This is a genomic window from Nocardia glycosmidis, from assembly GCF_052545115.1.
The window spans coordinates 169,762-181,044 of the sequence record NZ_JBQWRH010000015.1 but is presented as its reverse complement, the minus strand read 5'-3'; the positions used below and the strand labels follow the sequence as shown (position 1 = coordinate 181,044).

General features: G+C 67.9%; 10 protein-coding genes and 1 riboswitch. Of the genes, 6 read left to right on the top strand and 4 right to left on the bottom strand.

Features of this window, described 5'->3' with window-relative positions:
- The 3 genes from ACT86A_RS19960 to ACT86A_RS19950 form a co-directional block, all read left to right on the top strand.
- A partial coding sequence (locus ACT86A_RS19960) for a hypothetical protein (RefSeq protein WP_445093672.1) occupies positions 1-289 on the top strand: 289 nt, incomplete at its 5' end.
- A gap of 78 nt (positions 290-367) precedes the next feature.
- Positions 368-781 carry a KOW domain-containing RNA-binding protein gene (locus ACT86A_RS19955; protein WP_445093671.1) on the top strand — a complete coding sequence of 138 codons (414 nt, stop codon included), beginning with the start codon at positions 368-370 and terminating at the stop codon, positions 779-781.
- 325 nt (positions 782-1,106) lie between these two features.
- A complete protein-coding gene (locus ACT86A_RS19950; RefSeq protein ID WP_445093670.1) occupies positions 1,107-1,277 on the top strand; it encodes a hypothetical protein in 171 nt (56 codons plus the stop codon).
- 73 nt (positions 1,278-1,350) lie between these two features.
- Here ACT86A_RS19950 and ACT86A_RS19945 read toward each other — a convergent pair whose 3' ends face one another.
- Together ACT86A_RS19945 and ACT86A_RS19940 are read right to left on the bottom strand one after the other, a co-directional pair.
- Complete coding sequence (locus ACT86A_RS19945) at positions 1,351-1,800, bottom strand: hypothetical protein (RefSeq protein ID WP_445093669.1); 450 nt, start codon at positions 1,798-1,800, stop codon at positions 1,351-1,353.
- A gap of 118 nt (positions 1,801-1,918) precedes the next feature.
- Positions 1,919-2,968: an alpha/beta fold hydrolase gene (locus ACT86A_RS19940; RefSeq protein ID WP_445093668.1), complete on the bottom strand. Its 1,050-nt coding sequence runs from the start codon at positions 2,966-2,968 to the stop codon at positions 1,919-1,921.
- Between the two features lie 211 nt (positions 2,969-3,179).
- Between ACT86A_RS19940 and ACT86A_RS19935 the strand changes: the two genes are divergently transcribed.
- Both ACT86A_RS19935 and ACT86A_RS19930 read left to right on the top strand, forming a co-directional pair.
- Positions 3,180-3,638, top strand: coding sequence for a DUF2752 domain-containing protein (locus tag ACT86A_RS19935; RefSeq protein WP_445093667.1), 459 nt, complete (start codon positions 3,180-3,182; stop codon positions 3,636-3,638).
- A gap of 27 nt (positions 3,639-3,665) precedes the next feature.
- The gene (locus ACT86A_RS19930; RefSeq protein WP_445093666.1) at positions 3,666-3,854 is read left to right on the top strand and encodes a hypothetical protein; all 189 of its coding nucleotides are present in this window, start codon (positions 3,666-3,668) and stop codon (positions 3,852-3,854) included.
- Here ACT86A_RS19930 and ACT86A_RS19925 read toward each other — a convergent pair whose 3' ends face one another.
- Both ACT86A_RS19925 and ACT86A_RS19920 read right to left on the bottom strand, forming a co-directional pair.
- Positions 3,855-5,201, bottom strand: a complete 1,347-nt coding sequence (locus ACT86A_RS19925) for a M1 family metallopeptidase (protein ID WP_445093665.1) — start codon at positions 5,199-5,201, stop codon at positions 3,855-3,857. It abuts the gene before it with no gap.
- Complete coding sequence (locus ACT86A_RS19920; protein ID WP_445093664.1) at positions 5,201-9,133, bottom strand: Pls/PosA family non-ribosomal peptide synthetase; 3,933 nt, start codon at positions 9,131-9,133, stop codon at positions 5,201-5,203. Before ACT86A_RS19920 ends, ACT86A_RS19925 begins: the two co-directional genes overlap by 1 nt.
- A gap of 657 nt (positions 9,134-9,790) precedes the next feature.
- A riboswitch (SAM riboswitch) is annotated at positions 9,791-9,904 on the top strand.
- A gap of 46 nt (positions 9,905-9,950) precedes the next feature.
- Here ACT86A_RS19920 and ACT86A_RS19915 point away from each other — a divergent pair.
- A complete protein-coding gene (locus ACT86A_RS19915; protein ID WP_445093663.1) occupies positions 9,951-11,270 on the top strand; it encodes an aminotransferase class V-fold PLP-dependent enzyme in 1,320 nt (439 codons plus the stop codon).
- Positions 11,271-11,283: the final 13 nt, after the last annotated feature.

Below are 11,283 nucleotides of genomic sequence, written 5' to 3'. Positions count from 1 at the left end.
CCTTTTCCGCTCATCCGGTCGTCTTGTGGAGTGGGAGCGGCAGCCGGTCTCCGGTGCGATCGCGGTTACTGCCGGTCGACGGGTGATGGTGTGGGCCGGCCGGTTCAAACACATCGATGTGCCGATGACGCATCCGCTGTGGGCGACAATCGAGTTCAGCGTCGACCGGCCGAACCGAGTGTGCTTCGGCTACGACCCGGCGGTGACCGATCCGGGGCAGTCGGAGCGGGTGGAAGTGCGATTGAAAACGTCCCAGGTGACGCGACTCGCTCTGCTGGTCACCGAATGAAGCCACGGCCGATGCGAACTCGGCATCGGCCGTGGTCTCACTTTCGACGGCTCCGTCGTCAGTTCGGGTCAAGCTGCGATGGGCGGCGAGCCGGAGCCGCACCTGGACGAGGCAGCGGAACAGACGGTCAGGCTGGCCGATGCCCCGGCTGGCACGTCGATCCTGTGCAATCCCACGTTCGGCCCCGCGAACGTCCAGCTGTGGCGCATGTCGGCAGCGATGGAGCGACGATGGTCCGGTCGAGTGCACTGTTCTGATGAGTCGGCCGGTTACTGTGGCGGCGTGGGGTTGAGCGAATACGGACCGGGCGACGTCGTCTACTTCCCGGAGGGGCCGTTCAGCGGCATCTGCGCAGTCGTGCAGGAGGTCGACCTCCGCCGCCGCGAGCTGCGTGTCGTCTTCAGTGAGGGCACCGTCCATCGCGAAGGAAACATTCTGCGGGAACGGCGTCACAGCCTGACTGTCGGACTCGATGAGATCGAGTTGATCTAGCAACCCATCACCCCTGGCATGGGGGCGGCGGTAACCACCTGCCGGCTTGCGTTGTCCTCAGCACCACACGCGAGCGAAGGAAGCGATCGGCCAGGCTCAGTCGCCTGGTATGCGCGCGCCGGGGCGCATCGCCGCTGCGGTGTCCGCGGCGACCGTGAGCGAGTCGGTGAGCGGTCGGTCGAGCAACTGCACAAGGTCGGGGCTGGTGTTGCTGAGGAACCCGTGGCGGACTGCTCGCAATCGAGGCGAGCATCGGCGGCGGGAACGGAAACAGGGTGTCGTCGGCGGGCAACCGCTCGCGGTACTCGCCGAGCGCGATCGTTTGGTGAGCGACGCCGAGGCGTTCGGCGATCCCAGCGACGGTGATCGGTTCACCGCCCAGGTCATAGGTCTTCCCACGTGCGCGGTCGGGCTGCTGGCCACGATAGCTGCTGCTGCGGCCAAGTCGGCCCGTGCGGCCTACGACGAACAGCACCCCGAGAACGAGATCCGATGACTGCCGGTGTGGGAGAAGTGTTGGGGACCATCTGGCCGGGTAGCTCTGCCATCCGTATTTCCACGACCGTGGACTACGTGACGACGAATGTTCCCTTGCCCGGGACGTGTGGATAGTTGGTCGCGATCAGCACTTCGGTTCGGCCGAGGCCTGAGGGAATGGTGATGGGTACCCAATTGTCGTGGACCTGGTCGCCGGATGACGTCTCGACCCAGATCGGGGGCAGACTGCCCAGTGCGCCGGTATCGGAGTTCTGCCAGTGAACTGTGACCTCTACGCCGCAGGAGCCGCCTGGGATGTCGGGGACGAAAACGAAGTCCGGATGGATCCAGAGCGTTGGATTGTCGGAGGAGTTGCGGGCGGGATCGTATTGGGCCGCGATCATTCCGGCGCCGGCACCGCCGCCCCCGCAGAGTGTGCGTGCTGGTGGGATGCCGATTGGTACTGCGGAGGCGATCGGGGCGGTCAGCGCGAGAGCGCCTGCGGCCAGAGTTAGTGCCGAAATACCGCGATAGCCCTGCACAGCTGCTCCGCTCGATAGGGGTCTGACTGTCTGCCCCATGTTTCGGTTGAGATTCGCGGAATGTTAACCAGCGTGTGTGGTGTGCTGTCCGTGGCGAGGGCTACCGCGCGCGGTGAAATCAGCCGGCTGCGGAGCGGAGGTGGGCCCGGGCGGCGATACGGGCCAGTTCCGCGTTGAAGCGGTCGGCGGCTTCGATATTGCCCAGGTGGCCGGTGGGCCACACATGGTATGCGGCCAGATGCCCGGTGTCGCGCAGCGCGTCGGCGATGCGGCGTGACATACGTTCGGGCAGCAACCGGTCGTGCACCCCTGCGATCACCGTGGTGGGAACGGTAAGCGACGCGGCGGCCTCGGCGAGATCGATGTCGATGAGCGCGGCGGCGTGCCTGCCGCGGGTGAGCGGTCGGCAGGACCGCACGATACCGAGAGCGAATTCCACCTGGTCCGCGGTGGCCCGCTCGCTCATCACCCGGGCCTTCATCAGCGCGCTCGCCGGCCAACCACCAGGCAGCGGCACCGGGGCGGTGAGCAGCGTCTGGGCGACGATCATCGGCAAGCGTACGTTCGCGCCGAGTATGGTGACCGGCCGGTCGGCCAAGGTCAGCGGCTTGTTCAGCAGCGGGAGCAGATCGGTGTCGTAGCGGATGTCGCCCGAGCTGGTGTTCAGCAGCACTGCCGCGGCGGCCTGCTGCCGCACCTGGTCCGGGTATCGGGAAGCCCACGCCTGCACGGTGATTCCGCCCATGCTGTGCCCCACGAGCACCGCTCGTCTGCCGTTGCGGCGGGTGGCGGACAGTACGGCCGACAGGTCATCGGCCAGTGTTTCTTTGCTCGGCGCGGACTTGCCGAGTTCGCTCGCGCCGTGGCCGCGCTGGTCGTAGCAGACGACTCGATATCGGTCGGCGAAGGCGTTGATCTGCGGGTTCCAGTACTCGATGCTGCAACTCCAGCCATGGATCAGGACGATGACGTCCGCATCGGCGGGGCCGTAGGCGTGCACCCGCAGGCGGGCGCCGTCCTTGGTGACGACCGGGATGACCGCACACGGGGATGTCGGGGCGTTCAGCGCCGCCGTCCGGAAGGTGCGCGACCGCAGTCCGGCACGGTAAGCGGCGGTGAGCGCGCCGTTACGGGCGTCCGCCAGCGTCCTCATCGACTTGACCAGCATCGAAACACTCCTTTGTGTCTTCCGTCACCGTACAACGCGAACAAGGTGCTCGCCATGCCAGCGCTCGAGGACGGATTCCTGGCTGTACGGGAAAGTACCCAGATTTCGGTCCGGTTAAAGATCATTTTTGGACCAGCGTCCGATTCCGCAGCGCTGGAAGCGTCGCAAAACGAACCCACAGCGCTGGAAGCGCCGCAAAACGAACACAGCTATGTTTGACGGTGTGGACATCGCGCACACCGCTCCCGAACCGGCATCCGAGCCGAGGACCGGCTGGCGCGGTGCGGGACTGCCACTGCTGGTGGCGGGTGTCGGGGTGGGTATCGGTGTGCTGCTGCACCTGCGTGATCCGCATGTCGAAGGCTCCTACGGCACCTGCCCGGTTTACGCGCTGACCGGCTGGTACTGCCCCGGCTGCGGCGGGATGCGCGCCGTGCACAACCTCACCGATGGGCAGATCGTCGATGCCCTGCACAGCAATCTGCTCGCGATTCCGTTGGTGCTCGCGTTCGCGGTGTGGGTGACGGACTGGACCATCCGTGCTCGGCGCGGTCAGACGATGCGTCTGCCGTCGATCAGCCGGACCACGATGTGGATATTTTTCGGATTGCTGGCGGTCTACACCGTATTGCGCAACACCCCGTGGGGCACCTTCCTCACACCGGTGTAGCGGCCGGCATGGAGGCAAGCGTCGAACATGAATGATTCGCTGAAGACCAGGGTGCGCAACAAGTTGCTGCGCCAGCTCGCCGAGGACGGCCCGCTCGACACCGAGCACGACGATCCGCGGCAGATCGCCGTGGAAACAGATCTCGACGCGCTGGCGAACGTCGGGGAGGACGATCCGCTCATCGAAGAACTCGCCGCGCGCTACCTGGTGTTCTGATCAGGCGGTCGACGCGCCGCCGTGGGGCGGCAGCTGCGGCAGCGATTCGGCGAGCAGCCAGCTGTCCCACAGCGGGCGCAGCGGCACCAGGCTGTAGTGACCCGCGAGATCGGTGAATTCCTCGGTGGTCACCGAGGAGTGGCGGTAGCGGATCGTCCACTCACGCAGCAGGTTGAAGAACGTCGAGTCGCCGAGTTCCAGGCGCAGCGCGTGCAAGGTCAGCGCGCCGCGCTTGTAGACGCGGTCGTCGAACATGCGCCGCGGTCCGGGGTCGCCGACGACGATGTCCTGCGGCTGGCGGGACAGATTGTGCCGCGCGGCGCGGGCCAGCTGATCGGCCGTGGGGCCGCCGATCGCCTCCGACCAAATCCATTCCGCGTAGCAGGCGAAGCCTTCGTGCAGCCAGATATCGCGCCACTGCCGGATGGTCAGGCTGTTGCCGAACCACTGATGGGCCAGCTCATGCGCGACCAGACGTTCGGCGCCGCGGCGACCGTCACAGTGATTGGCGCCGAAGATCGAGATGCCCATCGCCTCGATGGGGATCTCCAGCTCATCGTCGGTGACGACCACCGTGTACCCCTCGAACGGATAAGGGCCGAATTTCTCGGTGAAGACCTCCAGCATTTTCGGCTGGCGGGCGAAATCGTGGTCGAAGTTCGCGCGCAGCCGCGGCGGAATGACGGCCTGCATCGGCACCGGGGTCTGCGCGGAACCCATGCGATGTTTGCGATAGTGGCCGATCTGGATAGTCGCCAAATAGCTCGACATCGGCTCGGCCTGCTCATAGACCCAGGTGGTCTGGCTGGCCTTGGTCTGTTTGCGTAGCAGGGTGCCGTTGGCCAGCGCGTAGTACGGGGAATCGGTGGTGATCGAAATCCGGTAGCTCGCTTTGGAACTCGGGTGGTCGTCACAGGGGAACCACGATGCGGCGCCGTTGGGCTGGCTGGCCACGAGCGCGCCCTCGGTGAGCTCCTCCCAACCGACTTCGCCCCAGGGGCCGCGCACCGGCTTCGGGATGCCACCGTACTGCACCACCATCGAGAGCGCGCCGCCCGCCGGAATCCGCTGCTGCGGGGTGATCACCAATTTGCCGTGCTGGTGGGTGTATTTCGCGGCCTTGGTCCCGTTGACTAACACCTTCGAGACGGTGAGCGCCTGTGCGAGGTCGAGGGCGAACCGCGGACACACCGCGGTGGTCACCGCGGTGATCGTGGCACGTCCGGTCAGCCGGTTGGCGGAGACTCGATAGGCCAACTCGAGTTCGTATCGTGAGACCCGATACCCGCGATTGCCGTTCTGCGGTAGGTACTCATCGATGGGGGCTTCGTAGAACTTGCCCGGCATCAGCGTGCTCCGGGGTCGCCCGTGAACCAGGGTGCGATCGGGTTGCCCCACCAGCGCGTCGATGCGGGCACCGCATCGCCGCGCATGACCAGGGAGGCCGGACCGATGGTCGCGCCGTCGCCGATAGCCGAGGCCGGGAGTGCGACGCAGTGCGGTCCGAGGGTGGCGCCCGCGCCGAGCGTGACGGTGTCCATGGCCATGATTCGATCGTGGAACAGGTGGGTTTGCACCACGCAGCCGCGTTCAACGGTCGCGCCGTCGCCGAGAGTCACCAGGTCCGCCTCCGGTAGCCAATAGGACTCGCACCATACCCCGCGACCGATGCTCGCCCCGAGCCCGCGAAGCCACAGGTTCAGTACGGGCGTACCGGTCGCCGCGCGCGCGAACCACGGTGCGGCAACCGTTTCCACGAAGGTGTCGGAGACCTCGTTACGCCACACGAACGAACTCCACAGCGGATACTCCTCGGTGCCGATCCGGCCCACCAACAACCACTTGGCGGCCACCGCGCTCGCGCCCGCCACGGCACCGGCGCTCAGCAGCACCAACCCGCTGAGTAGCCCGGCGGCCAGATGGCCGAACGTTTGCGCGAGCCAGGCCAGCGTGCTCAGCACGCCGAGTCCGATGGCGAAAGTCACCAGGACGGGGAAGAGCCGGCAGGTTTCGACAATCGCGCGGGCGATGCGCAGGCGGGCGGGCGGGTCGAAGGTACGCGCCGTGTCGGTGCTCTCCGCCGCGCGGCGCAGCCGGACCGGCGGACTACCCAACCAGGACGAGCCGGCCTTTGCCTTGGACGGCGCCGCCGACAACACCGCGACCAGCCCGTTCTTCGGGACGCGGCGGCCGGGTGCGGTCATCCCCGAGTTGCCGAGAAACGCGCGCTTGCCGACCTTGGCCTCACCGATGTGCAGCCAGCCACCGCCGAGCTCATAACCCGCGATCATGGTGTCGTCGGCCAGAAAGGCGCCATCGGCGACGGTGGTGAACTTCGGCAGCAACAGCACCGTCGACACCTCCACGCTCTTGCCGACCTTCGCGCCGAGCAAGCGCAGCCACAACGGCGTGAGCAGACTCGCGTAGAGCGGAAACAGGAAGCCACGCGCGGAATCCAGCAGCCGCTCGGTAGCCCACGCCTGCCAGCCGACGCGGCTGCGCACCGGGTGGTAGCCCGCGGTCAGGCCGATGCTCAGCAACCGAACCGCGACGATGGTCGCCGCGGCGTAGATACCGAGGCTCAGCAGGGTCGCGACGGGAAGAATGGCGAAGGCCCGGACGACGGCCGCGGCGAGCGTGCGGGTATCGCGAACGAACCAAGCGAGGAACGCGCCGCCCGCGCCGAGGCCGAGGATCGGCATGGCGGCCAAGGCCATCGACGTGACACCGAAGACGCCGACCCAGCGCCGGGCCCGGTCGGGCGTGTGCGGCGGCCAGCGATGCTGCGCCTTGCCGACCTTCACCGCGGGTGAACCCGCCCACTCCTGTTCGGCCTTCACCTTGCCCGACACCGCGGAACCCGGCGCCACCTCGGCGTTCTTACCGATCTTCGTGCCGGGCAGCAGGATCGAGCGCGAGCCGACCACGGCGCCGGGGCCGATGGTGATCGGGCCCAGATGCACCACATCGCCGTCGATCCAGTAACCGGACAGGTCGACCTCCGGCTCGACGCTGCACCCGTCGCCGAGCTCGAGCATGCCGGTCACCGGCGGCAGCGAATGCAGGTCGACGCCCTTGCCGATCTTCGCGCCGAGCACCCGCGCGAACGGCACCATCCACGGCGCGCCGGACAGGTTCTCGGCGCCGCTGGCCTCGGACAGGCGAACGGCCGCCCACAAGCGCAGATGCACCGCGCCGCCGCGCGGATAACTACCCGGCCGGACACCGCGCAGCAACAGCCGTGCGCCCGCCACGCAGATCGCCATCCGGCCGGGTGGGGAGATGAACAGTACGAACGCGGCCAGCGTCCACCACCAGGACAGCTGCGGCAGCCACGGCAGCGAGCCGGACCAGGCGGCGATATTGCCGACGATCGCCAGCCAGGTGAGCCACTGCAGGCCGGTGAGCGTGGTCAACGGGATGGTGGCGAGCACCTGCGCCGCTTGCGCCGCCAAGGGCGTCGGGCGCACCACGCGTTCGGTGACGGCGACCGCGGGTGTGGTCTGCTCCAGCAGCTCGACCAGAGCGCCGAGGCGCGGATGGTCGTAGAGATCGGCGACGGCGATCTGCGGATAACGTTCGCGCAGCGCGGCGACCAGCTGTGCCGCGGCGAGCGAGCCGCCGCCCAGATCGAAGAAGTCGGCATCGAGATCGCCGACCTCCGCGCCGAGAATCGAATCCCACAATCCGGCAACCCATTGCGCTGTGCCGGTCAGGTCGTTGTCGTCGTCCTCGCCTGAGCCCGGTAGCGGCCACGGCAGGGCGTCGCGATCCACCTTGCCGGAGGTACGGGTCGGTAGCTCGGGGACCACCGCGAGCCGGGGGACCAGCGGGGCCGGAAGTTGTTCGGCGAGGATGGCTCGTGCGGCCTTGACGTCGAAGTCCGGTCCGGGCGCGGTGAGGTAGCCGATCAGTAGCTTGTTGCCCGCCTTTGTGCTTCGGATCGCGGCGGCGGCGCCGGTGACACCGGGGAGATGCTGGAGTGCGTTGTCGATCTCGCCGAGCTCGATGCGGCGGCCGCCGAGTTTGATCTGATCATCGGCGCGGCCGAGGAAGACCAGCCCCGCGCTCTCGTTGCGAACCAGGTCGCCGCTACGGTAGGCGCGGTCCCAGCCGACCGAGGGCAGCGGTGCGTACTTCTCCGCGTCCTTGGCGGGGTCGAGATAGCGTGCCAGGCCGACGCCGCCGATCACCAATTCGCCGGACTCGCCCTCGGCCACGGGATTTCCCGCTTGATCCACCACGACCAGATCCCAGCCGTTGAGGGGAAGCCCGATCCGGATCGGCCACTGGCCGTTCAGCTGTGCGGCACAGGCGACGACCGTTGCCTCGGTGGGGCCGTAGGTGTTCCATACCTCGCGAATCGAATCATCATCTCCGGCAAGTCGTTCGGCGAGTTCCGGTGCGACGGCCTCACCGCCGAAGATGAGCAGGCGCACCGCCTCCAGCGCTTCGACCGGCCAGGTCGCGGCCAGGGTCGGCACCGTCGAGACGATGCTGATCTCGCGCCGCACCAGCCAGGGGCCCAGGTCGGCGCCGGTGCGCACCAGCTCGCGCGGAGCCGGCACCAGGCAGGCGCCGTTGCGCCAGGCCAGCCACATCTCCTCGCAGGAGGCGTCGAAGGCGACCGAGAGACCGGCGAGCACCCGGTCACCCGGGCCGATCGGGGCGTCGCGCAGGAACAGGTCAGCTTCGGCGTCGACGAACGCGGCGGCGTTGCGGTGGGTGACGGCAACGCCTTTCGGGGTGCCGGTCGAGCCCGAGGTGAAGATGATCCAGGCATCGTCGCCGGGGGTGGGGAGCGTCGACCAGGTTTCCCCACGTTCGTGCTGTTCCGCGGCACGGATACCCGCGGCCGTGGTCTCGATGCCGTCGGCGGTCACCAGCGCGGTGACCTGGGCTTCGCCGAAGACCAGCTGGGCCCGCTCGTCCGGGTCGTCGGCGTCGACCGGCACATAGGCCGCGCCACTGTAGAGGACCGCGAGAATGGTGACGTAGAGTCCGCGGGTCCCGGAAGGCATCCGCACCCCGACCCGGTCACCGGGGCGTACGCCCGCTGTGGCGAGGCGGGCCATGGTCTGCTCGACCTCGACCACCAAGTCCAGGTAGGTCAGCACCACCTGGCCGTCGTCGATGGCCGGGGCGTCGGGATGTGCGAGCGCGGTAGCGGTCAGGATGTCGACCAGCGTCCTGGCCTGCGGCGCATGCTCGCCCCGCAACAACGGACGCTGCGGCGCGTCGACCTCTGTTCGGAGCACGGTGCCCACCGAACCTTCCATCGATCTGCCTCACACTTTCCGTTGTCGCGCCATAGTTGGGTTACCAAAGGGCGGGTTACCAAAGGGCGGGGTTACCAAAGGGCAAATGCCGCGATTGGCCAGTTGTCCACGGTACTGGGTTTGCTTCGGCAGCGCCCAGCGGCGCTGCGCGAACGGGGAATGTCGCTGCGCTCGACAAGGGGTGAACACCATGGATTCGAGATCGGCTGCTTGTTGTTAGCTGGATGAGGGCTGAGCGTCCGGCGACTCGTGCGCTGTGACATCGCGAATCGGGGCGCGACGGGCTGCGAACAGGTAACGCTTGGTTTTGCTTTCCGCAAAAGCGCGGGCCGCTGTGGTTACCTGGGCACCAGGGACGATCGTTCGGGTTACCGGGTGCTGCTGCGTATTTGCTGTATTTGTTCGGTCGTAGCGTCGTCGGAGACGAGATGCCGGGCCTGCTCCGGCCGGCAGCGGTGGCGCGGATGTGTTCAGGGCAACAGCCGCGTGCCGGCTTCGATGGCGAACAGTGCTCGTAAAGCGAGGTCAGGGGTGCCGGCCCGGCTCGTGAGTCTGCGCGCGGACGCACGGACGTCGGGCAGGTCCCGATCGGTATGTGCCGGCCTGGGATTGGTACCCAGTTGACAGCGCTGGGGCGCTTCTGCCAATCTCGGGTCAGGTCATGAGTACCAGCGCTAAGCCCCGGCTTGCTGGTCGGCAACCCTCCTCCGCGGTGGGGTGCTCCGGGTGACGACCCGGCCGCCGCCCAACCGGGCGCGGCAAGCGCGGACTCGACGAATCATTCGATCGCGGTCCTAGAGCCGACGGGATTCACGTGATGACTAGTGTTGTCGATACCACCTGTGCCGCATTCGCCCGGGTCTCGGGCGACGAACTGCTGGTGCCGCTCGTGCAGGGCGGAACCGCGAGCTACGCGAATTTCGACTATGCGGCGAGCGCGCCGGCATTGGCGCAGGTTACCGACCGCGTGCAGCAGTTGCTGCCGTTCTACGCGAGCGTGCACCGCGGCGCGGGTTACGCTTCGCGGATCTCCACGGAGTGCTACGAGGCCGCCCGCGGATCGGTAGGCAAGTTCCTCGACGCCGCACCGGATCACGTGGTGGTGTTCACGCGCAACACCACCGACTCGCTGAACCTGCTCGCGTCCTGCGTGCCCGGCGACACGGTAGTGCTCGATATCGAGCACCACGCCAACTTCCTGCCGTGGACCAGGCGCGGCCGCCGCGTCGTGCAGGCGGCCGACACGGTCGAGGAGACCGTCGGCCGGCTGGTCGCCGAGTTGTGCAGCAAGCCCGCCGCGTTGCTCGCGGTGACCGGCGCGTCGAACGTCACCGGGGAGGTGCTGCCACTGGAGCGGCTGGCCACCATCGCGCACCAGTGCGGCGCCCGGATCTTGGTGGACGCGGCGCAGCTGGCGCCACATCGTCGGATCAGCCTGCGGGACACCGGAATCGACTATCTAGCCTGTTCCGGTCACAAGCTGTACGCGCCCTTCGGCGCGGGTGTGCTGGTGGGCAAGCGGGATTGGCTCGATGCGGCGCAGCCCTATCTGTCCGGCGGCGGGGCGGTTCGGGAGGTGAGCACAACCGAGGCCGAGTGGGCCCCCGCTCCGCAGCGGCACGAGGCCGGGTCGCCGAACGTGCTCGGCGCCGCCGCGCTCGCCGCCGCGTGCGACGCGCTGTGTGCCATCGAGGCCGAAACCCTTGCCGCGCACGAACACCGGCTCGCCGACCGGCTCCGGGACGGCCTTGCCGCGATCTCGGGCGTGCGGCTGCTGCGCATCTGGTCCGACAGTCCCGACTCGGTGGGTATCGTCGCCTTCACGCTGGATGGATTCGTCCCCGGTCAGGTCGCCGCCTATCTCTCCGCCGAACACGGCATCGGCGTGCGCGACGGACGTTTCTGCGCCCACCCGCTGCTGGCTCGCCTCGGCCTGGATGGGGCGCTGCGCGCCAGCATCGGCCTGGGCACCACCTCCGCTGATGTGGACCGCCTGATCGAGGCCGTGGCGACTCTCGTGAGCACCGGCCCCATCTGGGACTACGCCGCCACCAACGGTCTGTGGAACCCCACCCCCGAAACGCGCCCCTTCACCTCCACCGCCCCGGCCGGCGCGGCTCCCTGCCTGATCGGCTGAGACCGCGGTTCGA

Excerpts from the sequence above, each read along its gene's own strand:
- ACT86A_RS19940 (WP_445093668.1), bottom strand. The coding sequence starts at position 2,968 with ATGCTGGTCAAGTCGATGAGGACGCTGGCGGACGCCCGTAACGGCGCG.
- ACT86A_RS19935 (WP_445093667.1), top strand. The coding sequence starts at position 3,180 with ATGTTTGACGGTGTGGACATCGCGCACACCGCTCCCGAACCGGCATCC.
- ACT86A_RS19925 (WP_445093665.1), bottom strand. The coding sequence starts at position 5,201 with ATGCCGGGCAAGTTCTACGAAGCCCCCATCGATGAGTACCTACCGCAG.
- ACT86A_RS19915 (WP_445093663.1), top strand. The coding sequence starts at position 9,951 with ATGACTAGTGTTGTCGATACCACCTGTGCCGCATTCGCCCGGGTCTCG.
- ACT86A_RS19930 (WP_445093666.1), top strand. The coding sequence starts at position 3,666 with ATGAATGATTCGCTGAAGACCAGGGTGCGCAACAAGTTGCTGCGCCAG.
- ACT86A_RS19920 (WP_445093664.1), bottom strand. The coding sequence starts at position 9,133 with ATGGAAGGTTCGGTGGGCACCGTGCTCCGAACAGAGGTCGACGCGCCG.
- ACT86A_RS19955 (WP_445093671.1), top strand. The coding sequence starts at position 368 with ATGGGCGGCGAGCCGGAGCCGCACCTGGACGAGGCAGCGGAACAGACG.